Origin of the sequence: Sphingopyxis sp. OPL5, from assembly GCF_003797775.2 — a bacterium.
Taxonomy (GTDB): domain Bacteria; phylum Pseudomonadota; class Alphaproteobacteria; order Sphingomonadales; family Sphingomonadaceae; genus Sphingopyxis.
Genome location: NZ_CP060725.1, coordinates 3,458,671 through 3,481,222 on the forward strand (window position 1 = coordinate 3,458,671; position 22,552 = coordinate 3,481,222).

The 22,552-nt window shown below is 63.8% G+C and carries 21 protein-coding genes and 1 tRNA gene; 17 read left to right on the forward strand and 5 right to left on the reverse strand.

Annotated elements, in window-relative coordinates:
- Positions 1-12: 12 nt before the first annotated feature.
- From EEB18_RS16685 to EEB18_RS16705, 5 genes are all read left to right on the forward strand, one after another.
- Positions 13-672: a hypothetical protein gene (locus tag EEB18_RS16685; protein ID WP_187669019.1), complete on the forward strand. Its 660-nt coding sequence runs from the start codon at positions 13-15 to the stop codon at positions 670-672.
- A 1-nt stretch (position 673) separates the two neighbouring features.
- Positions 674-1,801 (forward strand): DNA cytosine methyltransferase, encoded by a 1,128-nt coding sequence (locus EEB18_RS16690; protein WP_187140258.1) that lies wholly within the window; start codon positions 674-676, stop codon positions 1,799-1,801.
- A gap of 47 nt (positions 1,802-1,848) precedes the next feature.
- A complete protein-coding gene (locus tag EEB18_RS16695; RefSeq protein ID WP_222943111.1) occupies positions 1,849-2,340 on the forward strand; it encodes a helix-turn-helix domain-containing protein in 492 nt (163 codons plus the stop codon).
- A 211-nt stretch (positions 2,341-2,551) separates the two neighbouring features.
- Complete coding sequence (locus EEB18_RS16700) at positions 2,552-2,911, forward strand: hypothetical protein (protein ID WP_187140259.1); 360 nt, start codon at positions 2,552-2,554, stop codon at positions 2,909-2,911.
- Positions 2,912-3,058: 147 nt separating this feature from the next.
- On the forward strand, positions 3,059-3,586 hold the full coding sequence (locus EEB18_RS16705) for a hypothetical protein (protein ID WP_187140260.1): 528 nt from the start codon (positions 3,059-3,061) through the stop codon (positions 3,584-3,586).
- 341 nt (positions 3,587-3,927) lie between these two features.
- Here EEB18_RS16705 and EEB18_RS16710 read toward each other — a convergent pair.
- The 4 genes from EEB18_RS16710 to EEB18_RS16725 all read right to left on the reverse strand — a co-directional run bounded on the left by EEB18_RS16710 (position 3,928) and on the right by EEB18_RS16725 (position 6,338).
- Positions 3,928-4,003: transfer RNA gene (locus EEB18_RS16710), tRNA-Thr, on the reverse strand.
- A gap of 203 nt (positions 4,004-4,206) precedes the next feature.
- On the reverse strand, positions 4,207-5,004 hold the full coding sequence (locus EEB18_RS16715; protein WP_187140261.1) for a FecR family protein: 798 nt from the start codon (positions 5,002-5,004) through the stop codon (positions 4,207-4,209).
- A gap of 73 nt (positions 5,005-5,077) precedes the next feature.
- Positions 5,078-5,698 (reverse strand): GNAT family N-acetyltransferase, encoded by a 621-nt coding sequence (locus EEB18_RS16720; protein ID WP_187140262.1) that lies wholly within the window; start codon positions 5,696-5,698, stop codon positions 5,078-5,080.
- A 79-nt stretch (positions 5,699-5,777) separates the two neighbouring features.
- Positions 5,778-6,338 carry a helix-turn-helix domain-containing protein gene (locus EEB18_RS16725; protein WP_262407970.1) on the reverse strand — a complete coding sequence of 187 codons (561 nt, stop codon included), beginning with the start codon at positions 6,336-6,338 and terminating at the stop codon, positions 5,778-5,780.
- Positions 6,339-6,560: 222 nt separating this feature from the next.
- Here EEB18_RS16725 and EEB18_RS16730 point away from each other — a divergent pair, with 222 nt between their 5' ends.
- The 10 genes from EEB18_RS16730 to EEB18_RS16775 all read left to right on the forward strand — a co-directional run bounded on the left by EEB18_RS16730 (position 6,561) and on the right by EEB18_RS16775 (position 20,591).
- Entirely contained in the window at positions 6,561-8,540 is a 1,980-nt protein-coding gene (locus EEB18_RS16730; RefSeq protein ID WP_187140264.1) for a serine hydrolase domain-containing protein, read from the forward strand.
- Positions 8,540-9,544, forward strand: a complete 1,005-nt coding sequence (locus EEB18_RS16735; RefSeq protein WP_187140265.1) for a dipeptide epimerase — start codon at positions 8,540-8,542, stop codon at positions 9,542-9,544. Before EEB18_RS16730 ends, EEB18_RS16735 begins: the two co-directional genes overlap by 1 nt.
- 86 nt (positions 9,545-9,630) lie before the next feature.
- Positions 9,631-10,773 (forward strand): dipeptidase, encoded by a 1,143-nt coding sequence (locus EEB18_RS16740; RefSeq protein ID WP_187140266.1) that lies wholly within the window; start codon positions 9,631-9,633, stop codon positions 10,771-10,773.
- Positions 10,774-10,807: 34 nt separating this feature from the next.
- On the forward strand, positions 10,808-12,964 hold the full coding sequence (locus EEB18_RS16745; RefSeq protein ID WP_187140267.1) for a TonB-dependent receptor: 2,157 nt from the start codon (positions 10,808-10,810) through the stop codon (positions 12,962-12,964).
- Between the two features lie 19 nt (positions 12,965-12,983).
- Positions 12,984-14,024 (forward strand): DUF1611 domain-containing protein, encoded by a 1,041-nt coding sequence (locus tag EEB18_RS16750; RefSeq protein ID WP_187140268.1) that lies wholly within the window; start codon positions 12,984-12,986, stop codon positions 14,022-14,024.
- Positions 14,021-15,160 carry a hypothetical protein gene (locus EEB18_RS16755; protein WP_187140269.1) on the forward strand — a complete coding sequence of 380 codons (1,140 nt, stop codon included), beginning with the start codon at positions 14,021-14,023 and terminating at the stop codon, positions 15,158-15,160. Before EEB18_RS16750 ends, EEB18_RS16755 begins: the two co-directional genes overlap by 4 nt.
- Entirely contained in the window at positions 15,157-16,734 is a 1,578-nt protein-coding gene (locus tag EEB18_RS16760; RefSeq protein ID WP_187140270.1) for a serine hydrolase, read from the forward strand. The genes EEB18_RS16755 and EEB18_RS16760 overlap by 4 nt, the downstream gene beginning before the upstream one ends.
- Entirely contained in the window at positions 16,731-17,909 is a 1,179-nt protein-coding gene (locus EEB18_RS16765; RefSeq protein WP_187140271.1) for a dipeptidase, read from the forward strand. Before EEB18_RS16760 ends, EEB18_RS16765 begins: the two co-directional genes overlap by 4 nt.
- A gap of 204 nt (positions 17,910-18,113) precedes the next feature.
- Positions 18,114-19,253, forward strand: a complete 1,140-nt coding sequence (locus EEB18_RS16770; RefSeq protein WP_187140272.1) for an aminotransferase class I/II-fold pyridoxal phosphate-dependent enzyme — start codon at positions 18,114-18,116, stop codon at positions 19,251-19,253.
- 114 nt (positions 19,254-19,367) lie between these two features.
- Positions 19,368-20,591 carry an NAD(P)/FAD-dependent oxidoreductase gene (locus EEB18_RS16775; protein WP_187140273.1) on the forward strand — a complete coding sequence of 408 codons (1,224 nt, stop codon included), beginning with the start codon at positions 19,368-19,370 and terminating at the stop codon, positions 20,589-20,591.
- On the opposite strand, the gene EEB18_RS16780 is transcribed toward EEB18_RS16775, so the two are convergent.
- Complete coding sequence (locus tag EEB18_RS16780; protein ID WP_187140334.1) at positions 20,592-21,221, reverse strand: DUF4126 domain-containing protein; 630 nt, start codon at positions 21,219-21,221, stop codon at positions 20,592-20,594.
- A 115-nt stretch (positions 21,222-21,336) separates the two neighbouring features.
- Between EEB18_RS16780 and EEB18_RS16785 the strand changes: the two genes are divergently transcribed.
- On the forward strand, positions 21,337-22,113 hold the full coding sequence (locus EEB18_RS16785; RefSeq protein ID WP_187140274.1) for an NUDIX domain-containing protein: 777 nt from the start codon (positions 21,337-21,339) through the stop codon (positions 22,111-22,113).
- A 179-nt stretch (positions 22,114-22,292) separates the two neighbouring features.
- The gene (locus EEB18_RS16790) at positions 22,293-22,541 is read left to right on the forward strand and encodes a hypothetical protein (protein WP_156377663.1); all 249 of its coding nucleotides are present in this window, start codon (positions 22,293-22,295) and stop codon (positions 22,539-22,541) included.
- The last annotated feature ends 11 nt before the right edge of the window (positions 22,542-22,552 follow it).

The window sequence follows — 22,552 nt, forward strand, 5'->3', positions numbered from 1 at the left end:
CTGTTTCGACCATTGGCTGTCGCGCAGGAGTTGCGTCGCCTATCCGCTTCGGCGCGTCCACTTCTGAAAAACCGTGACGACCAGCGGTTGACCATGGCTGCGCAGGAACTTGAAACCTGGTTCCAGTCTAATCGGCCCGGTCCCTTCAGTTGGACAATCGACCCGGTTGTCGAAACAGAGGAATCGACTTCCTATCAAGGGCAAGGCGGAGCCCACGCAGTCAGCGCGCGGTTTACATTTCTCTGGATCTGTGAGCGCACCGACGATCCGACGCTGGTTGGCGCCGCTCGCGGCGGTACGAATGTTGTTATCCGACGGAATGGATCTGACGCCGGCAAATATCATTTCGATTTATGCGCCGGCGGGAATGAACCGCAATCGGAGGTCATGCATTGTTTCAGCCATGCGCAGGTAGATGGCCGAACTTCTTTTCCGCGCTTTCCAAGTGTTCTTCTCCTTCCGAGTGATGTTCTGGAAATGCTGCTGTTCGAACTGTGGCCGAGCGGATGGCAAGGCGTTGTAGACAAAAACCGAAATGGTTTGCTCGGGCATCACCGCGCTCAACGAATTAGATTGACCCGGGTTGCCCGGGCCTTTCAGCACCTCGCCACTAAGCGATACCCCCTAGTATCTCTTCACGCTCCCTTGTCCGAGTCGATCCGGCTTTTTTGAAATGAGAAATTCTATTCTTGGATTATACGCCGGCATCGGCGGTTTCGAACTTGGCTTTCACGACATCGGAATGCAGCCGTCATTGCTGGCGGACAAGGATGACTACTGTCGACTGGTCCTTGAGAAGCGATTTCCGCGAGCGAAGATACACGCGGACGTGGCGGATCTGGATAAAATGCCAGCCAACACGAAGATCGTAACAGCGGGATTTCCTTGTCAGAATCTTAGTATGGCGGGAGACAAATCAGGATTATCTGGTAGCAAGTCTAGCGATATCAGGCACTTATTTGAATTGCTGAGAGCGGGAGGGAGGCCGACGCTTGTAATAGAGAACGTCTACTTCATGCTTCATCTCGGGCGTGGCGCCGCGATGAAGTCGCTCGTCGGAGATCTTGAGGAACTGGGCTATAGCTGGGCCTACCGGGTCGTTAATACGACATCCTTCGGCTTGCCGCAGCGCCGCCGCCGTGTTTTTCTAGTCGCAAGTACCACTATCGATCCCAGAGGCGTGCTCTTCGCAGACGAAGCTGGGCCCGTCGCTAAGCCGATCCCCACTCTCGATCAGCCGATTGGCTTCTATTGGACCGAAGGTCGTCGGGGTATGGGACTTGCGGTTGATGGCATACCGCCATTGAAGATCGCGTCCGGGATCGGCATTCCTTCGGTGCCAGCTGTTCTTTTCCCTGACGGTGAAGTCCTAACGCCAAGCATTGAATCCTGCGAAGAATTGCAAGGCTTTCCGCGCGGCTGGACTGATGTGGAATTCGGAGTCGCCCGATCACCGCGTTGGTCCATGGTTGGCAATGCTGTTTCAGTTCCAGCAGCGCGTTGGCTTGCAAGCAGGATTAAAGAGCCCGGCGATATGCTGCCCCTAGGTTCGCGAAGTCTGACCGCCACATCCAAATGGCCCAATGCTGCGTTCGGGAACACTGACGGACACTTTGCCGTAGATGCGAGCGAGAGACCTCTTGACGTTCCGGTTCCTTCGATTGGACTTTTTCGTGATCAAAGCTGGAAGCGGCTCTCGGAGCGTGCATTGCGCGGATATATTGGTCGTGCGCGAGAAGGCGGACTACGATTCCCGGCCGGGTTTATTGAAGCCGTTGAGTCTGCCTTGATCAATCGATAGGTATTCGGATTGGGAGTTTTTGACATTTTTGGGTTATAAACAGTGTCATGATGACCGACTTTTCCTATCGAAGGGAACGGGTGATGGACGGCGTGGAGGCAAGGCGACTACGAAAAGCGAGTGGATTGTCGCAGGCTGACTTCGGTGCGGCGATCAGTGTGTCGCGCGAGACAATTGGTCGCATTGAGCGCGGAGGTGAGGCGCTGGATCGAAGAACAGAGCTTGCTATGCGCTATGTCGCGGAAGGCAGGCTGGAACGGACACCTGAGCTGGTGGAAATCCACGAGGCCGTTGCACATGTTTTGGATCAGGCGGCGGTCCGGGGTATCCCGCCCTACGATTACGCAGATCGATTGCGGGCCGCTGCAGCGCACTGGCGGGCGCGGCAAGGAAGTCCCGATGCGGACACTTTTCTTCAACGTGCACAGGGGACGCTGGGGATGCTCGATGTCACGCCGGACAAAAATCGAGTAAGAGACAAAGTTTTCGAGACGTTGCGCGAACTCAAACTCGCTTGGTACGAGTTTCAGCCAATGTAGATAATGGAATGGCTTGAGAGTCTTTTTTACAACTCAATACTGAATAGCAGATAGATCGCCATCGTCTAGTCAAGCTTAGCCGCCGCGCACCGTCGAGACTTGTAGGCGCCTTCGATTAAGAAAGTTCATGGATTAGAAGTAGGAAATGATAACTACTGGCCCTCTCTGGACTGACCAAGCCACCGCACTAGTAGCTATCGCGGCGTTGATAATGTCTGCGGCCAGCCTGTTTTTCTCGTGGAAGCGGCATGCCTTAGCCCACGACCAGGAGCGGCGGCGCCGTCCCGCGCTAGTACCCGATTATCTTGAAGGCTATTATTCGACGGGCGAGACCACCTCTGAGCGCACCTATCACATTCGAATCGCTGTCAGGAATACGAGCGATTCTGCCAATGCCGTTGCGCGCATCGAGTTAGGCATTTCCTATCGATTGATCGACGGAACCACGGTCGCCGCCCGTATCCCGGCTGCCGAAATTCAGAGGGAGAACGACTTCTCGGTGCCCCGGCTCATCGAAGCCCATGAAACCGTAGCGGGATGGTGTCGGTTCGTCATCGACACACGCTTTTGAGGGCGCGAACCGTCGAATCCTACGTTGTTGAACTGACTGACAGCCACAGCCAATTGGCTTGGGTAACGCCGTTGCTGATTTCGGAGCGATCCGGTGTTCGGTAGGTTCAAGAAACCCACGACCATATACCTTCCTAGCGCCGACATTGTGGCCATCGCCGGCGATGGCATAATTGGCGCAGCCAATGTGGGCGATGGCCGAATGATCCCAGTGCTGATCTTAGATACGAGCAACCGCGCCGACATTGAGGACTATATTCGAGTGCATGCCACCTCTCCACCAGGTGATGTGCGCGTCCAATGGGCATATATGCCTGATCGCGAGATGGTGGTTTTGATGCTCACTGTCGAACGGCCTTTGGTGATGAAAATGCTCATCGGATTTCAACTATCCGACAATCATGGGATTCTCGTCGAACAAATTTTGAAAGTTAGAGGGCTGTATCTGCAGGCAGGAAGGGGCGGCGATCGGTTAAGGACTACTTTTGACAGGCATCGGGTTGTAGTCGAGGTACCGGACACGGGCTTTCGTCCAACTTGGGACAAGATTTTCCTTAAGCACACAGTTTCTGTCTTGCGTCACCGAGGCTTACCTCGCAGCCGTGCGAAGATAGCGGCCCGAGATGCGATCGATATGATGCGGGAGACCGGGAGTTTCCGATTGCCGCAAGAATAGAGCGTCGCATTCCTGCATGATCCTTGAGTCCATCAGCATGCGATCCGATTTTTCCATCGTGGAATTGCGATGCAACATCCCGTGCCGCGCAGCGGTCTGACTGATGTCTGCTTTAATCGATTTTCCGCGAAAAGCAGACAGCCCGCTAGCGGCCAGCATGAGCCGTTCGCTCGCACTAAACGGCAATTTGGCCAGCACTTCCAACCGATAGCTGGATTTCGACAGGGTATAGCGTGGGTCGGGCCGTTCTTCCTGCCCAAAGCCACCCAAACAGGACCCAAAGAACGTCCCACGCGAAAGCCCCTTTGGCCTTACGTCTCGGATTTCCCTGCTGAAGGTGGTGGTGCCGCTTACAGGACTCGAACCTGTGACCCCATCATTACGAATGATGTGCTCTACCAACTGAGCTAAAGCGGCAACGATGGGCGCCTCTATCAGCGCGTCGGGGCGAAGACAAGCATCGTCGCGCAGAATCTGGTTGGACTGCATCGGGCGGTTTTGCCGGTCGTGCACGACCGCCAATATTCAAGCGGTCATGGCCGCCGACTGCAGCCGCAGCCTGCGCGATGACCCGAAGAAAGGGCGGTTCGGACGGTGATGCCGAGGAGGGCGGCGGCCGTCTATTCCCGCTGTTTTTTGGGTGCGGGTCCGATGATGATGGCGTCGGCGCGTATCTCGACCCCGAGATCGAGTTTCGCGGCGAGTTCACGCGCCAGCGCGGCGGGGTCGGCAAGATCGAAACGGCCACTGACCTCGATCGTTTCGAGCGCGGGTTCGGTGAGGCGGATTTTCACGGCGTTCACGGTATTGGCGCGGGCGACGACATCGCCGAGCGGCATCCTGTCGGCGTCGATCGCGACCGGGCCGGCCGCGGACCGCATCGAAGGCAGGATCCGGACGTCGGAGGTGACGACCTCGGCGGTTTCGCCGGGTTGCAACCGGACGCTGCGGTCGGAATTGCGCGAGGCGACCTCGATCGCCCCTTCGATCAGCGACACGCGCGGGCGGCTGTTGCGGAGGTCGACCTCGAAGATCGTGCCGAGGGCGGTGGTTCTCGAGCCGGCTCCGAGGACGATGAAGGGGCGTGTGGCGTCGTGCGCGACGTCGAAGCGGGCATGACCGCCGAAGAGAAGGACGCGGCGTTGCTGGTCGTCGAACTTGTTTTCCAGAACCGCGCCATCGGTCAGCGTGACGCCGCTGCCGTCGGGAAGCTTGAACGTGCCGCCGGTGAGGACCGCAGGCGCCGTGACGACGGTATCGATCGTGAGCGGTGCTGCGGCCTGCGGCTCCTGCCGGTCGCTGACGATATACCACCCCATGGCGAGCAAGCCGCCGACCGCGATCGTCGCCGCGATCGCCGGCCGTGTGCGGCTGGAGGCCAGCAAACCGCCTCGCGTCCGCGTGTCCCGTCCCGTCATGCCGATCCCCCGAATCCCGTTGTCGTGTGATAACCGAGCCGCCGACCTCCTCGAAGCCGTCAGCCGCGCCGGGTCAAGCGCCGGTTTGCCCGCGGCTTCGCCATTGTTCGCGCGCGAGTTCCCAATAGCGGGACACGCGAATCGATCCGTCGGGTCGGACGCTTCGCCTTTCGCCCTGCGACAGGAATCCGGCGGCCTCGATGACGCGCGCCGACCGCAGATTGTCCATGGCCGCGGTGAGGCCGATCAACCGCACGCCCAGATGGTCGAACATCCAGCCGAAACTGCGCGCGGCGCCTGTTTTTCCGCGGCCCTGGCCTTGTCCATCGGCGCGCTGCGCCCCGGCGAGTTCGGCCGCCGAGCGCTCGGGCCAGACGGTGAAATAGGAATATCCGGCGACGTCCCCATCCTCGTCCACCGAGACCGCCAATATCGCTTCGCCGCGCGCCTGCCTGTCGCGCGCATCGGAAATCCACGCCGACAGGACATCGTGGGTGAATGGTCTTGGCAGATCATAGATCGGATCGGAGACGGCGGGATCGGACAGCAGCGCGATCAGGCCCTCGATATGGCGCGCGTCCGCCAGATGATATCTGGCGCCGAGCAGGGAAAGGTCGGCGGCGCGAACCGCGGCGCGGATTGCCATCTCCTCCTCCGCCGCGACCGCGAGCTTCGTTTTGGGGGGCGCACTCATCGGTTTGTCGCTCTTCCCTTCGCTTTGCGTACGCGGCGGCCGCGTGCCGCGCCTATGGACGTGAGACGTCCAGGGTCGTTCAAAGGCCGCCTTCGCCTTCGCCGTGCAGGCTCATCAGCGAATCCATGAGCCCGTCGTCAGCGCTCGAGCAGACGCCGAGGACGAGTGCCTCCTCGCATCCCTCGGCGACGACATAGGCGTGGCCCATCGACGAATCGAGATAGATGCCCTGGCCGACTTCGAGCACCACCGGGTCGTAATATTCGGTGTGCACCGCCATCCGGCCCTCGAGGACGTAGATGAATTCCTCGCCCTGATGGTGGACCAGTTCGCCGAATTCGGTCGCGCTGTGCGCGCGGATACGCGTCAGGATCGGGATCATGCGCTTCTGGCGCAGGTCGGTGCAAAGGTAGTGATAGTCGTAATTGTCGGTGGTGACGCGCACGGCATTGTCGATCGTGCCGACGCTGCGGCGGCCGGTCGGGCGCGGCGACGCGTCCTCCGAATCCTCGGCGAACAGGTCGGACATGCGCATGTTGAGCCGTTGGCTGAGCTGCTGGAGCTTGTCATAGCTCAGCGTCAGCCGGTCGTGCTCGACCTTCGACAGCGTCGATACGGGGATACCCGACTGGGCGCTCATCTCCTTGAGTGTCCAGCGATTTCGCGACCTTATGCCGCGCATCACCTCGCCCAGCGTGGGGGGCTTTGTCCGGTTCGCCATCAGCGTTGCCACAAGCCGTTTGACAATTTTCTAATCAGGATCATTATGTCCCTATTGGGCTAACAGTTGTTGGTCCCTTGGTAAGGGGTCGCGCGGCTCGCTGCAAGGTTAAGTGAGGGCGCCAGCAAAAGGGAGGTCGCGATGCGTTTTGTTCGCAAGCTGATGATCGGACTGGCCGCGCTCGCGGCGGTGCCGTTGATGGCGCAGGGGCCGGCGGTCGCGCCGCCCGCCAAGAAGGTCGCGGTGCCCGCGACATCTGCCGCCAAAACCGCCGCCGCGCCGGTGACGCTCGACCGCGCCGACCTTGAGGCCTGGCTAGACGGCTATCTCCCCTATGCGATCGAACGCGCGCGCATTCCCGGAGCGGTCGTCGTCGTGGTCAAGGACGGCCAGGTCGTGCTGGAAAAGGGTTATGGCTTCGCCGACGTCGCCAAGCGCGCGCCGGTGCTGCCCGAAACCACCTTGTTCCGTCCCGGTTCGGTGTCGAAGCTGTTCACCTGGACCGCGGTGATGCAGCAGGTCGAGGCGGGCAAGCTCGATCTCGACAAGGACGTCAACGCCTATCTCGATTTCAAGATTCCGCCCTATCAGGGCAAGCCGATCACGCTGCGCAACATCATGACGCACACTGCGGGTTTTCAGGAATCGGTGCGTTACCTGATCAGTAGCGATCCCAAGGCGGTCATGACGCTGAAGAAGCAGATGCCGCTGGCGCTGCCCGACCGCGTCTTTGCGCCGGGCACGACGCCGGCTTACTCCAATTACGCGACCGCGCTCGCGGGCTATATCGTCGAGCGGGCGAGCGGCGAGGATTTCGACAGCTATGTCGAAAAGCATATCTTCGCGCCGCTCGGCATGACGCACGCTTCGTTCCGCCAGCCGCTTCCCAAGGCGCTCGAGGCGCATATGTCGAAGGGCTATCCCGACGTGACCGGCAAGGCGCAGCCGTTCGAAATGGTGATCCCCGCGCCGGCCGGCAGCTTGTCGGCGTCAGGCGCCGACATGGGGAAGTTCATGATCGCGCACCTCAACGACGGCGCCGGGCTGCTCAAGCCCGAAACCGCGAAGATGATGCACGATTATAAGGCGCCCGGCGTCGGCCCGCTCAACAGCATGGCGCTCGGTTTCTACGAACAATGGGTCAACGGCCACCGCGCGATCGCGCATGGCGGCGACACCGTCTGGTTCCACTCCTATCTGTGGCTGTTCCCCGATGCCGACATCGGCGTCTATATCTCGATGAACAGCCCCGGTAAGGCGGGCGACGCGGGTGCGGTGCGCAGCGCTTTGTTCCACAAATTCGCCGACCGCTACCTGCCCAGCACCGAAAAGCCGGGAACGGTCGACGCAAAGACCGCCGCCGCGCACGCGCAGATGATGGTCGGAAATTATGAAAGCAGCCGCGGCAGCTTCACCAATTTCATGAGCCTGTTCGGACTGCTCGGACAGGCGACGATCGGGCTGACCGAAGATGGCAAGATCACGCTGCCGGCGCTCGACGGCCTTGGCGCCGGTGCGCGCGACTGGGTCGAAGTCGAGCCGTTCGTATGGCGCGACACCGGCACCGGCGAGCGGCTCGCCGCCGAGGTCAAGGACGGCCGCGTCACGCGGTGGAGCGTCGATGCCGGCTCGCCGTTCATGGTGTTCGAACCCGCGCCGGCCGGTACCAACGCCGCCTGGCTCAACCCGGCGCTGATCTTCGCGCTCGGCATCGTCCTGCTCGCCGCACTGGCCTGGCCGGTGCGCGCGCTGGTCCGGCGCAGTTTCAAGGCCGACTTCGCGCTCGAGGGGAAGGCGCGCCGCGCCTACCGCCTGTCGCGGCTCTTCGCCTGGCTGGTGCTCGCGGCGCTCGCGGGCTGGATCGGGCTGATCATGGCCTTCTCAGCTGATATCGGCAGCATCGGCGGACCGCTCGACTGGCTGATCCACCTGCTGCGTATCCTGACGCCGCTCGCGACCTTCGGGCTGCTGGTCACGGCGCTGTGGCATCTGGGACAGAGCATCAAAGGCAAGCGTCGCTGGACGATGAAGCTCGGCGCGGTGCTGCTCGTGCTGGCGGCGCTTCCACTGGTGTGGGTCACGCTCGCCTTCCACCTCTATGGCTTCAACATGGTGTATTGATGGCGACGATGGGCAAGCAGAAACTGGCGCTCGACCTTCGGGTCGAGCGCTTTCCCTATCACCAGCCGTTCCGCATTTCGGGGCATGTCTTCACCGAGACCGCGCTGCTTGTCGCCGAAATTTCGGATGGCACACACAGCGGGCGCGGCGAGGGGGCGGGGGTCTATTATCTCGGCGACGACATCGACCATATGCTGGGCGAGGCGCAGCGCGTCCGCGGGGCGATCGAGGCCGGGGTAACCCGTGAGCAATTGCAGGAGTTGCTCCCCGCAGGCGGCGCGCGCAACGCGATCGACTGCGCCTTCTGGGAGCTCGAGGCGAAACAGGCGGGCAGAACGGTGTGGGACCTCGCCGGGCTGGCGGCGCCGCAGCCGCTGCTTTCGACGCTGACGCTCGGTGCCGACGCGCCGAGGATGATGGCGCGCGCCGCGCTGGCGCTCGATCCGGAGGCGCCGGTCAAGGTCAAGCTGACCGGCGATCTGGGTGAGGACATCGCGCGCGTTGAAGCGATTCGCGCCGCGCGGCCCGACGCCTGGATCGGGGTCGACGCCAACCAGGGCTATAGCATCGCGACGCTGCGCGAGTTGCTGCCGGTTCTGGTTGCGAATGGCGTCGCGCAGCTTGAACAGCCGCTTGCGCGCGGGCGTGAAGCCGATCTCGACGGATTGAAGCGGCCGCTGCCTTTCGTCGCCGACGAGAGCGCGGTGACGCTCGCCGATACCGCGTCGCTCGTCGGCCGCTTCGATGTGGTGAACATCAAGCTCGATAAATGCGGCGGGCTGACCGAGGGGCTGGCGATCGCGCGGCAGGCAAAGCTTCTCGGGCTCGACGTGATGGTCGGCAATATGATGGGCAGCAGCCTGTCGATGGCGCCGTCGTTCGTATTGGGGCAACTGTGCGACATCGTCGATCTCGACGGCCCGACCTTCCTCGCGACCGATCGCGATCCGGGGGTGCGTTACGCGGGCGGGCGGATCCATTGTCCGGAAGAAATTTGGGGTTAGAAGGTGAGGATGTCCTATTTGGGTTGACAATTCTCTGATTAGGACAATAGTCTTGAAATTGTAAACTTCGTGAGTTGGAGGGTGGAATGAAGACGTCATTCCCGCTGACGCGCCGCGCACTCGTCGCCGGCGCGGTCGGCACCGCTTTGTCCGCGCCGATGATCGGCCGGAGCGCGTTCGCCTTCGCCGCCGCGCCGGGGCGCAGCTATTCGCGCCGCGCCGTCGATCTGGTCGCGTCGTCGCTCGTCATCGACATGCTCGCGCCGCTCAAGATCACCATGTCGCCCGATTATGTCGCGCATCGGCTGACCGACGCCGAAGCCGCCGAGTTCCGGGCGAGCGGCATCACCGGTTTCCACAACGCCTATGGCCTCGGCGGCCCCGACGCCCGCGCGCAGGGGCTGGAGTTCCTCGCCGGCTGGCAGGGCTTTGCCGGGCGCAACAGCCATGTCTTCACCCTCGTCGACACCGTGGACGACCTCGACCGTGCTAAGGTTGACCGGAAATGCGCCGTCGTCATGGGCATCCAGAACGCCGAGCAGTTCGAAAAGATCGAGGACGTCGCGACCTTCCGCCGCCTCGGTCTGCGCTGCGCGCAGCTTACCTATAACAGCCAGAACATGATCGGGTCGGGCAGCACCGAGCGCGTCGATGGCGGGGTCAGCGACTATGGTGCCGCGATCATCGCCGAGATGGAAAAGACGAAGATGCTGATCGACGTCTCGCATTGCGGCGACAAGACGACGCTCGACGCGATCGACATCGCCAAGGGGCCGATCGCGATCACCCACAGCAACGCCCGCGCGCTGGTCGACCATCCGCGCGTCAAGACCGATGCCGCGATCAAGGCGCTCGCCGCGAAGGGCGGGGTGATGGGCATCACCGGGGTGCGGATGTTCGTGCGGTTGACCGACCCGACCAACGTCGGGCATATGGCCGACCATATCGACCATGTCGCGAAGCTGACCGGCATCGAGCATGTCGGTATCGGCTCGGACGCCGATCTCAACGGCTATGACGACATGAAGCCGGACGAATATGCGCTGCTCAAGCAGGGCTACAAGGCGAGCTACGGCTTTCGCGACAAGATCGACATCGACGGCTTCGACCATCCGCTCAAGGTCTTCGACCTGACCGAGGAACTGATCCGCCGGGGCTATTCCAACGAAAACATCACCGCGGTGCTGGGGGGCAATTTCCGCCGCCTGCTCGCGCAAGTCTGGGGGTAAGACGATGAAACAGGGTCTCTTTATCGCAGGAAGTATGGCCGCACTGATGGCCGCGATGCCGGCAGCGGCGCAGGAAGCCGGCGCCGTGGAAGCGGCGGGCGAAATCGTCGTCACCGCACAGAAGCGCGTCCAGAATGTCCAGGACGTGCCGATCTCGATCAGCGTCGTCGATGGCGAGGCGCTGCAGGAACAGGGTGCGGCGTCGCTCGTCGATTATGCGGGCTTCGTTCCCGGCATGCAGGTGTCGAACAGTGGCACGCCGGGCCAGACCACGATCACGCTGCGCGGGGTCGCACCGCTGAACTCGGCGCAGACGGTTGGCATCTATCTTGACGAGGCGCCGGTCGGATCGAGCGCGATCTACAACCGCGCGGGGGCGTTCACCATCGACCTCATGCCCTATGACCTCCAGCGTATCGAAGTGCTCAAGGGGCCGCAGGGTACGCTCTATGGCGCCAGCTCTATCGGCGGGCTGGTCAAATATGTCACCGTCCAGCCCGACACCAGCGCGTTCAAGGTGCGCGCCGGGGTCGAGGGTTTCGCGATCAAGGGCGGCGACGGACTCGGCTGGGGCGCGCAGGCGATGGTCAATGTCCCGATCGTCACCGACCGGCTCGCGATGTCGGCGAGCTTCGCCTGGCGCAAGACGCCGGGCTGGGTCGACAGCGTCAACAATGCCGCGCTCAAGGATCAGAACGACTATGAACAGCGCGGCGGCCGCGTCGCGCTATTGTGGCAACCGACTCCTGAATTCAGCGTCAAGCTCGCGGGCATCTGGCAGTCGCTCGATTCGGACGGCAACGGCCTTTACGCTGCCGACCTCGCCGGCAACCGGCTCGGCGACGGGCGTTCGTTCAACAATTATGTTCCCGAATCCTACGACATCGACCTCGACTATTATTCGGCCACGCTCGACTATGATTTCGGCGCCGCGTCGCTGACCTCGGCGACCACCTACAGCAAGACGCAGAGCCGGCAGGTCCAGGATGCGAGCTATGCCTTTGGCGTGCTGTTCCCGCTGCTCACCGGCGGCGCGATCGCGCCCGGCATCACGCCCTTCTACCTCGATCTCGGGCTGGAAAAATGGACGCAGGAACTGCGTCTCGCTTCGCCGGGTGGCGGGCGCTTCGAATGGCTGATCGGCGGCTTCTTCACCGACGAAACGACCAGCAATTCCCAGCTCGTCCGGTCGTTCGACATGGCCGGCAACCCGATCGCGCCGCTCGATCCGCTCGCCATCGTCGGCCTGCCCGCGACGTACAAGGAATATGCCGCCTTCGCCAACGCGACCTTCCGCTTCTCCGACCAGTTCGAGATTACCGGTGGCCTGCGCTGGGCACGCAACGAACAGACCTTCCGCCAGATCAGCTCGGGCGCGATCGTGCCGCAGGCGAACGATCCGGGTGAATCGGCCGAGAATGTCTTCACTTACTCGATCAGCCCGCAATTCCACATCAACGACGATGCGATGCTCTATGCCCGCATCGCCACCGGCTATCGCCCGGGCGGCCCGAACGTCATCGTGCCCAATGTTCCGCCGACGGTCGATGCCGACCGGATGAAGAATTACGAGCTCGGGTTGAAGGCCGATTTCGCCGACCGCCTGGTGTCGGTCGATGTCGCGCTCTTCTGGATGGACTGGACCGACATCCAGGTCGTGCGCGCCTTTGGCGGCGTGTCGGGCGGCGCGAATGGCGGCAAGGCGACGAGCAAGGGCATCGAAGGTTCGATGTTGCTGCGCCCCGCGCCGGGCCTGACGATCACCGCGACGGGCAGCTATACCGACGCGACGCTCAGCGAGGATGTCCCCGAAATCAGCGGCGTCGACGGCGACCGCCTGCCGGCGGTGCCGAAGTTCAGCGGCGCGCTGCGCGCCGACTATGAATTCGAGCTCGGCGGCGGTACCAAGGGCAGCTTCGGTGCCGGCGTCCGCCATGCCGGAAACCGCTTTTCGCTGGTGGAGAGCGATCCGCTGACCGCGCTCGCCAAACCCTATACGTCGGTCGATCTCAATGCGTCGCTGACCTTCAGCGACCATTGGACGCTGCGCGCCTATGCGCGTAACCTGCTCGACAACAAGGGGGAGATGGCGCGATCGACGATGGCCGACGGACTCAACCGGCCCAGCTTCCTCGCCATTTCGCCGCTGCAGCCGCGGACGATCGGCGTTGCGCTCGACCTGTCCTTCTGACGCGACCGGAGTGAACCAAATGAACGCCCCTACCGGACGCCTGTCCGACCGATTGACCCTGCCGCAGCCCTATCTGCTGTTCCTCGGCGACACCACCGAGGCGAGCTTTGCCAAGACCGCTTTCGGACTCGCCGACTGGGCGGCGGACCGCTGCGTCGGCGAATTTTCGGCCGCCGGTTGCACCGTCACCACCGGCCTGCCGCGGCTCGACCCCGCAGCGGCCAGGGCGGCGGGCGCGCGGTCGCTGGTGATCGGGGTCGCCAACCAAGGCGGGGTGATCGGCGAAAGCTGGGTCGCGATCCTGATCGACGCGATGGAGGCGGGGCTCGACATCATCAGCGGGCTGCACGTCCGGCTGGCGAACGTGCCCGCGCTGGCCGAGGCGGCGCGGCGCACCGGGCAACGGCTGATCGACGTGCGCAGTCCGCCGTCGGACATCCCGATCGGCACCGGGCGCAAGCGGGCAGGCAAAAGGTTGCTCACCGTCGGCACCGACTGCGCGCTCGGTAAGAAATACACTGCGCTCGCGCTGCACCGCGTCTTTGTCGAGCGCGGGCTCGACGCCGATTTCCGCGCGACCGGCCAGACCGGCATTATGATCGCGGGCGGTGGCATCCCGATGGACGCCGTGGTGTCGGACTTCGAGGCCGGGGCGGCCGAAATCCTCAGCCCCGATGCGCCCGCCGACCATTGGGACCTGATCGAGGGGCAGGGGTCGATCTTCAATCCGGCCTATGCCGCAGTGTCGCTCGGCCTGCTCCACGGCAGCCAGCCCGATGTGTTCGTCGTCTGCCACGATCCGTCGCGCACGGTGATCCTCGGCATGGAAAGCTTTGCGCTGCCGACGGTCGAGGAGGTCATCGACCTGACGATCCGGCTGGGTAGCCGCACCAATCCGGCGATCCGCTGCGGCGGGATCAGCCTCAACACCTCGAGCCTGGGGACCGATGCGGCCGAAGCCTTGATGGCGGCCGAAAGCCGGCGGCTCGGGCTGCCGGTCGCCGATCCCATCCGTGGCGGCGCGGCTTTCGCCGCGCTCGTGGACAGCTGCCTCGCATGAGCGCCGCCGAACCAGCCGGGACGTCGAGCTGGTTCCAGCGCTTCCTGCTCCCGGGCTTCGCGCTGAAGGCGGTGATCATCGGCGGCGGTTATGCCACCGGGCGCGAGCTCGCCGAATATTTCGTGCCGGCAGGGCCGTGGGGCGGGCTCGCCGCGATGCTGCTCGCGACTTTGGTGTGGAGCCTCGTCGCGGCGGTGACCTTCGCGCTCGCGCGCAAGCTCGGCGCCTATGACTATCGCGCCTTCTTCCAGGGACTTCTCGGTCCCGGCTGGATTGCGTTCGAGATTGCCTATCTGATCTTCGTCGTGCTGATCCTCGCGGTGTTTGGCGCCGCGGCGGGGGCGATCGGCGCCGCGACCTTCGGTTGGCCCGAATGGACGGGGTCGCTGCTGCTCGGCGTGTCGATCACAGCGGTGGTCGCATGGGGCACCGGCGTCGTCGAGCAGATGTTCAAATATGTCTCGATCCTGCTCTATACCGTCTATGGCCTGTTCTTGGTCATCGCGCTCGCCAGTTTCGGCGGGCTGATCGGGCAGGGGTTTGCCAGCGCGCCGCCGCCGTCGGGAAACTGGATGGCGGGCGGGCTCACTTATGCGAGCTATAATATCGTCGGCGCGGTGGTGATCCTGCCGGTGCTGCGCCATTTGACCAGCCAGCGCGACGCGGTGGTCGCGGGGCTGATCGCGGGGCCGCTGTCGATGCTGCCCGCGATCCTCTTCTTCGTCGCGATGATGGCCTTCTATCCCGCGATCGGCGCAGAGACCTTGCCGTCGGATTTCCTGCTCCGCCAGATGACGGTGCCGGGGTTCCATGTGATCTTCCAGGTCATGATCTTCGCGGCGCTGCTCGAAAGCGGCGCGGGCGCGGTGCATGCGATCAACGAGCGTATCTCGGGCGCGGTCGAGAGCCGTGGGCGCGCCCCGCTGACCGCCGCCGCGCGCGCGGTGATCGGCGCGGTGATCCTCGCGGGCTGCATCTTCGTCGCGGGGCGCATCGGCCTCGTCGACCTGATCGCCAGCGGCTACCGCTTCCTTGCCTGGCTGTTCCTCGCCGTCTTTGTCGCGCCGTTGCTGACCATCGGCGTCTGGCGCCTGCTGCGTCCTTCCCCTGTTGCCCCCATGGAGACCGTGTCATGAAACACGTCCGTTTGTTCGCCTTTGCGTTGCTCGCCACCGCTGCGGTGCCCGCCTGGGCCGAGCCGCCCAAGAATCTCGCGACCGAGGTCGAGGCGCTACGCAAGGAGATCGGCGCTACCGGCGTGTCGATTGCGATCGTCGAGGATGGCAAGACGACGCTGTCGCGCGGCTGGGGCGAGCGCAAAATCGGTGAGCGCGGGGCGGTCGATGGCCAGACGATCTTCCAGACCGGCTCGACCGGCAAGGCGATGACGGCCGCCGCGCTCGCGATCCTCGTCGACGAAGGCAAGATCGCTTGGGACGACCCCGTCATCAAGCATATGCCGTGGTTCCGCATGTACGACGCCTGGGTCACGCGCGAGATCACGATCCGCGACCTGCTCGTCCATCGCAGCGGGCTGGGGCTGGGGCAGGGCGATTTGATGTTCGTCCCGCGCACGCATCTGACGCGCAAGCAGACGGTCGAACGCGTCGCGTACCTCAAGCCGCAGACGAGTTTCCGTTCGGCCTATGCCTATGACAATATCCTCTATGCGGTGGCGGGGCAGCTGATCGAAGAGGTCAGCGGGCAGACGTGGGAGGCCTTCATGCGCGACCGCGTGCTGCGCCCCGGGGGCATGAAGAATGCGACAAGCGACAGCGAAGATCGTTTCCGCATTCCGAACCGGTCGTGGCCGCACGCGCGGCTGAACGGGCCGCTGCGCGGGCTCGGCGACCAGCAGGCGCTCGACGAGCGCGACGAACTCGGCCGCAACGGCGCGCCGGCGGGCGGGCTGGCGCTCAGCGCCGACGATATGGCCGCCTGGCTCAAGATCCAGCTCGCGCATGGCGCACTGCCGAATGGCCAACATCTGTTCAGCGAAGCCCAAGCCGCCGAAATGTGGAAGCCGGTGACGCCGATGCCGATCACCGAATTGCCCGCCGCGCTCAAACCCGCGCAGCCGATGCAGCAGGCCTATGCGCTCGGCTGGCAGGTGCAGGACTATCGTGGCCATCGCATCATCCAGCACAGCGGCGGCGTGTTCGGATCGATCACCCGCGTCGTGATGATCCCCGACAAGAATGTCGGCTTCGCGATCATGATGAACAGCGAGGAAAGCGGGATGCTGCTGGGGCTGACCTTCAAGCTGATCGACCATTATCTCGACCAGCCCGACTATGGCTGGACGACAAAATGGCAGGATTGGTACAAGGAGCGGCTCGCGGGCGGCGTCGAATATCTGAAGCAGGCGCAGGCGACGCCTGCGAAGGTCGGGCCGTCGCTCGACCCCGCGCGCTACGCCGGGCGCTACCGTGATCCCTGGTATGGTGACATCGTCGTCGCATCGACGCCCAAGGGCCTGACCATTGACTTCACCTCGACCCCGCGCATGGTCGGGCGTTTGAAGCATTGGCAATATGACAGCTTCGTCACCGACTTTGACGATCCCGCGATCGAGCCCGCCTATGTCACCTTCGCGCTCGACGCCGACGGCAAGGTCAGCGGCGTGACGATGAAGGCGGTGAGCAAGATCGCCGACTTCAGCTGGGATTATCACGATCTCGACCTGAAGCCGGTGGAGGGGGCGAAGTGAAGCGCCTTGTTCTGTTGATGACCGCCACCGCGCTGGCGGGCTGCACGGCGACCAAGGAAAAGGGCGCGACCGATGAGCGGCCGCTGCACAGCCGGATGCTCGTGCTCGACACCCATCTCGACACCCCGCTCCATTTCGATCGGGCGGAGTGGAGCTTCGCCGACCGCCACAGCCTCGCGACCGACCTGTCGCAACTCGACATCCCGCGCATGAAGGACGGCAATCTCGATGGCGGCTTTTTCGCGATCTACACCGAACAGGGGCCGCTCGATGCCAAGGGCTATGCCGATGCGCTGGCCTTTGCGCGCAAGCGATCCGACCTGATCGACGCAATGATCGCCAAACACGCCGACGCGATCAGCCCTGCGCTGACCGCCGACGATGCGCGCCGGCTCGACAAGGCGGGAAAGCTGATCGCCTTCAAGTCGATGGAGAACAGCTATCCGCTCGGCGAAGACCTGACATTGCTCGATGAATTCTACAAAAAGGGCGTGCGGCTCGCGGGGCCGGTGCATTCGAAGAACAACCAGTTCGCCGACAGCGCCACCGACAAGCCGCGCTGGAACGGCCTCAGCCCGCTCGGCAAAAAATGGGTCGCGGAAATGAACCGCCTTGGCATCGTCATCGACGCCAGTCATTCGTCGGACGCCACCTTCGACCAGATATTGGCGCTGTCGAAATATCCGATCCTGCTCTCGCATTCGAGCCTGCGCTCGGCGCACGATCATCCGCGCAACCTCGACGAGGGGCGGCTGAAGGCGCTTGCCGCGAAGGGTGGCGCGATGTGCCTCTCGACGATCTTCCTGTCGGAGATGAACATGACGCCCGCGCGCGCCGAGCTGTTCGGAAAATATGAACATATCGGCGAGATGACCGCCGCCGAACAGGCCGACCTCACCCGGCGCTGGCGCGAACTCGACAAGAGCGAACAGATGTGGGCCGCCGATTTCGAGGCCTATATGAAGATGGTGCTGCGGGCGATCGCGGTCGGCGGGGTCGATCATATCTGCTTCGGTGCCGACTGGGACGGCGGCGGCGGCCTGCCGGGGATCGAGGATATCTCGGCGCTGCCCAAGGTCACCGAGCGCTTGAAGGCCGCAGGCTATTCGGACGCCGATATCGCGAAGATGTGGAGCGGCAATATATTGCGCGTGCTGGCGGCGCAGAGGAAATGAGGAAAGGCCGGAAACATCCAGCCTGATCCCCGGCGAAGGCCGGGGCCCAGAGCGTGATAGCGTGACGGCGGCTTCCGGCCGCCCTGGACCCCGGCCTTCGCCGGGGCACGGGCTATATTGAGGAAAAGCTCGCCCACCAAAGGCCGCCGGTTCACGGTCCCAAGGGGCTAGCAACCGGCGACCGAACCGCATAGCAGGCCCAACATGACCGCTACCGTCGATCCCTTCTACGCCATCTCGATCAGCCGCCTCGCGCACCAGATGGCGGCGGCGGGCGATCCGGTGATCCATATGGAGTTCGGCCAGCCCTCGACCGGCGCCCCCGTCGCCGCGGTGGCGCGCGCGCAGGAGGTGCTGGCGCAGGACGGCATGGGCTATTGGGAAAGCCCGGCGCTCAAGACACGTATCGCGCGCTATTATCAGGAGACGCATGGCGTCGCGGTCGATGCCGAGCAGGTGATCCTGACTTGCGGTGCCTCGCCCGCTTTCGTCCTCGCGCTGACCTGCGCCTTCGCGCCCGGCGCCCGCGTCGCGCTCGCCCGGCCGGGCTATGTCGCCTATCGCAACACGCTGCGCGCGCTGCACATGGTGCCGGTCGAGATCGGCTGCGGCGAGGCAGAGCGTTTTCAGCTGACCGCCGCCGCGGTCGAGGCGCTCGATCCGGCGCCCGAGGGACTGATTGTCGCCAGTCCCGCCAACCCGACCGGGACGGTGATCGAGGCAGCGGAACTGGCGGCGATCGCCGAGGTCTGCCGGCGGCGGAACATCCGCATCATCTCCGACGAAATCTATCATGGCCTGTCCTATGTCGGGCCGGTGCCGTCGATGTTGCAGGAGGCGCCCGATGCCTTCATCGTCAACAGCTTCTCCAAATATTACAGCATGGCCGGCTGGCGGCTCGGCTGGCTGGTGGTGCCGCCCGACCAGATCGACGCGGCGCGCGCGCGGATGGGCAATCTGTTCCTGACTCCGCCCAGCCTCGCCCAGCATGCAGGGCTGGTCGCCTTCGATGAAAGGGACGAACTGGAAGGGCATCTCGCCACCTATAAGCGCAACCGCGAACTGCTGCTGGGTCGGCTGCCCGCGATGGGGCTGCGGCGGATCGCGCCGCCCGACGGTGCTTTCTATATCTATGCCGACATCGGGCATCTGACCGACGACAGCATCGCCTTCTGCCGGCAATTGCTGGTCGACACCGCCGTCGCGACGGCGCCGGGCGTCGATTTCGATCCGGTCGACGGATCGCGCTTCATGCGATTGAGCTTCGCGGTGTCGACCGCCGAGATCGAGGAGGCGTGCCGCCGTATGGCGCCCTGGTTCGAGAATTATGCCCGCTTGCCCTAGCGGCATCGCCACCCCAAGAATTTCTATTCCGCGCTGGCCTCGCCGCCGCTTGCCTCGCCTCGCCCTGCGTGCAAGGGACATTCTCGCATAAACCTATGCGGGAGAGATTTGGCGATGCGGTTCGACGTGGTGATCGTGGGGGCGGGGCATGGCGGCGCGCAGGTCGCGGTATCGCTGCGCACCCAGAAGTTCGAAGGCAGCATCGCGATCATCGGCGACGAGCCCGAACTTCCCTATGAGCGTCCGCCGCTGTCGAAGGAATATTTCGCCGGCGAAAAGGAATTCGAACGCATCCAGATCCGTCCCGCCAAATATTGGGACGAACGCGAGGTCACGATGCTGCTGAACAAGCGCGTCGTGTCGGTCGATCCGGTGGCGCACAGCGTCACCACCGACGGCGGCGAGACGATCGCCTATGGCAAGCTCGTCTGGGCGACCGGCGGCAGTCCCCGGATGCTGCCGATCCCCGGCGGCGACCTGCCGGGCGTGCAGGGGGTACGCACCCGCGCCGACGCCGACGCGATGAAGGCGGCGTCCGAAACCGCGAAGCAGATCGTCGTCATCGGCGGCGGCTACATCGGGCTCGAAGCCGCGGCGGTGCTGCGCAAGGCGGGCAAGCCGGTCATCCTGCTCGAAGCGCTCGACCGGGTACTGGCGCGCGTCGCCGGTGAGGATCTGTCGCGCTTCTATGAAAAGGAACATCGCGACCATGGCGTCGACCTTCGCCTCGGCGTGCAGGTCGCGGCGATCGAGGGCGATGCCCACGCGACGGGCGTGCGGCTCGGCTCCGGCGAAGTCGTCGCCGCCGATCTCGTGATTGTCGGCATTGGCATCGTCCCCGCGGTCGAACCGCTGATCGCGGCGGGCGCGGCGGGCGGCAACGGCGTGCTCGTCGACCATCATTGCAAGACCAGCCTGGCCGACATCTACGCGATCGGCGACTGCGCCGCGCACGAGAACGACTTTGCCGAGGGTGCGGTCATCCGGCTGGAATCGGTGCAGAATGCCAACGACCAGGCCAATGTCGTCGCCAAGGGCATCTGCGGCGACGAGGCGCGCTATCACGCGATCCCCTGGTTCTGGTCGAACCAATATGATTTGAAGCTCCAGACCGCGGGCCTGTCGACGGGCCACGACCAGACGGTGCTGCGCGGCGATATCGCCAGCCGCAGCTTCTCGGTCGTCTATCTGCGTCAGGGCAGGGTGATCGCGCTCGACTGCGTCAACGCGACGAAGGATTATGTCCAGGGTCGGATGCTGGTCACCGCAGGCCTGCAGGCGACGGCTGAGCAGCTTGCCGATGTCGAGACACCGCTGAAGGCGCTGCTGCCCGCCTGATCAGGCGGGCGGTAATTCGTCCGTCGGTTCATCGCCCAGCGTTCGCTTCAGCGTCGCCTTGATGTTGCGGAGCAGGCGGCGCAGCGCGATGATCACGATCACCGCCGCGACGAACATCAGCACCGCGATGACGATCGCGATCGGCGGATAGGCGATGGCGAGCGCGAGCAGTCCGCCGGTCGCGACATCCTCCCCGGTCGACACCGCAACATTGCTGAACGGTTCGGGGCTGACGTTGACCACCGCGCGCGTCGTCGCCTTGGCGCCGTGACTGAGCAGCGCGCCGCCGCCGCCGAGCAGGAAGGCGACAACCTGCCATGCCGGATCCGAACTGTCGACGAGCGCCAGCGCGAGCAGCGCCCCGCCGAGCGGACGGATGAAGCTGTGGACGCCGTCCCAGATCGAATCGACCCATGCGATCTTGTCGGCGAGGAATTCGGCGATGGTGCCCACCAACGCGACTCCGAGGACCCACGGATTGGCCAAGATCTGCAAGGATTGCAGATGGTCGGGCAGGGGCAGCCAGCCGAAATGCATCGCCACGCCGGTGGCAAGGATGGTGAGGTAGAGCCGCCAGCCCGCGAGCAGGCTGAGGCTGCCTGCGACGCCCAGTATCTCGACGATGCCCATCGGCCCTTCTCCCGCCGCCGACGCAAGGCGCCGGGCGATTGCCATCTTGCACGCAGCCCCCGGCGTGGGCAATGCCGGATGACAACAAGGATCGAGAGGATTATCGCCGGTGATAATGAGCGATGCAAACAAACTGCCCGACGGCGCGATTCCCGCGGCCACCCTCGTCATCATGCGGCCGTCCGATGACGGTGGCCCCGACGAGATATTGATGGTCAAGCGTGCCGCAAATATGGCCTTCGCGGCGGGTGCGGTGGTGTTTCCCGGCGGCCGGATCGACCCCGACGACTATCTCGTCGCCAGCCGTCACGGCTATGGCGACAGCGACACCGATGGTGCCGGTCGCGTTGCGGCCTTGCGCGAAACGCTCGAGGAAACGGGACTCGCGGTGGGCTGGCCCGCGCTGGCCGACGCGGATGTTCCCGCGGTACGGCAGGCGCTGCTCGCCGAACGGCTGCTTTCCGAAATCCTCGACGAACGCGGCGACCGACTCGCGCTCGATGCGCTGGTGCCCTTCGCGCGCTGGTGCCCCAATTTCAAGGAAGCGCGCACCTTCGACACCCGCTTCTTTGCGGTCGAGGCGCCCGCGCACGGTCATGAACTGACCGTCGAGGAGGCCGAACACAGCCATATTTTCTGGGCCGGCGCGCGCGAAACGCTGGCGATGGCCGATCGCGGTGAGGTGTCGATCATCTTCCCGACTCGCCGCAATCTCGAAAAGCTGGCGCAGGCCGATGATTTCGCCGCATTTTCGGCTCATGCTGCCGCACATCCGGTCGAATTGGTGACGCCATGGATCGAGGAACGCGAAGGGGAGTCGCACCTCTGCATCCCCGGACATCTGGGCTATCCCGTGACCAGCGAACCCTTCGAACGGGTGCGCCGGGGGTAGGCCAGGCCTTTTGGACAACTTTTTCTCTATTTAGCAGATTCATAAGAAATGCTGCAGTACGGCAAAACGCCTTGCAATATCTGGCAGCGATGCATAGAAGGGCGGGGCGGAAACGAGTTCGGGATGTGATTCTCAGGCTCGATTCGAGAAGATCAAAATTCCAGTGGATGGAGAAAACGATGAACTTCCTCAAGAAAGCAGCGATCTCCCTCGCCGCGACTTCGATGATTGCAGCACCGGTGGCGGCTTCGGCTGCACCCGCCATTTCGTCGGTGTCGTTTGACGACGTCAGCGCCGTTTCGGCCGTCGACGGCCAGAGCGAACTTGAAGGCAGCAGCTGGATCATCGCCCTCCTCGCACTGCTCGCCATCATCGGCGGCGTTGTGATTGCAGCCGGCAACAACAGCGATACCCCGACCAGCCCGTAATTCGGCCTAGT

Coding starts and splice junctions, on each gene's coding strand:
- EEB18_RS16720 (WP_187140262.1), bottom strand. CDS start 5,698: ATGAGTGCGCCCCCCAAAACGAAGCTCGCGGTCGCGGCGGAGGAGGAG.
- EEB18_RS16730 (WP_187140264.1), top strand. CDS start 6,561: ATGCGTTTTGTTCGCAAGCTGATGATCGGACTGGCCGCGCTCGCGGCG.
- EEB18_RS16715 (WP_187140261.1), bottom strand. CDS start 5,004: ATGACGGGACGGGACACGCGGACGCGAGGCGGTTTGCTGGCCTCCAGC.
- EEB18_RS16745 (WP_187140267.1), top strand. CDS start 10,808: ATGGCCGCACTGATGGCCGCGATGCCGGCAGCGGCGCAGGAAGCCGGC.
- EEB18_RS16750 (WP_187140268.1), top strand. CDS start 12,984: ATGAACGCCCCTACCGGACGCCTGTCCGACCGATTGACCCTGCCGCAG.
- EEB18_RS16780 (WP_187140334.1), bottom strand. CDS start 21,221: ATGGGCATCGTCGAGATACTGGGCGTCGCAGGCAGCCTCAGCCTGCTC.
- EEB18_RS16755 (WP_187140269.1), top strand. CDS start 14,021: ATGAGCGCCGCCGAACCAGCCGGGACGTCGAGCTGGTTCCAGCGCTTC.
- EEB18_RS16760 (WP_187140270.1), top strand. CDS start 15,157: ATGAAACACGTCCGTTTGTTCGCCTTTGCGTTGCTCGCCACCGCTGCG.
- EEB18_RS16725 (WP_262407970.1), bottom strand. CDS start 6,338: ATGAGCGCCCAGTCGGGTATCCCCGTATCGACGCTGTCGAAGGTCGAG.
- EEB18_RS16735 (WP_187140265.1), top strand. CDS start 8,540: ATGGCGACGATGGGCAAGCAGAAACTGGCGCTCGACCTTCGGGTCGAG.
- EEB18_RS16695 (WP_222943111.1), top strand. CDS start 1,849: ATGATGACCGACTTTTCCTATCGAAGGGAACGGGTGATGGACGGCGTG.
- EEB18_RS16775 (WP_187140273.1), top strand. CDS start 19,368: ATGCGGTTCGACGTGGTGATCGTGGGGGCGGGGCATGGCGGCGCGCAG.
- EEB18_RS16770 (WP_187140272.1), top strand. CDS start 18,114: ATGACCGCTACCGTCGATCCCTTCTACGCCATCTCGATCAGCCGCCTC.
- EEB18_RS16740 (WP_187140266.1), top strand. CDS start 9,631: ATGAAGACGTCATTCCCGCTGACGCGCCGCGCACTCGTCGCCGGCGCG.
- EEB18_RS16790 (WP_156377663.1), top strand. CDS start 22,293: ATGAACTTCCTCAAGAAAGCAGCGATCTCCCTCGCCGCGACTTCGATG.
- EEB18_RS16785 (WP_187140274.1), top strand. CDS start 21,337: ATGAGCGATGCAAACAAACTGCCCGACGGCGCGATTCCCGCGGCCACC.
- EEB18_RS16690 (WP_187140258.1), top strand. CDS start 674: ATGAGAAATTCTATTCTTGGATTATACGCCGGCATCGGCGGTTTCGAA.
- EEB18_RS16700 (WP_187140259.1), top strand. CDS start 2,552: ATGTCTGCGGCCAGCCTGTTTTTCTCGTGGAAGCGGCATGCCTTAGCC.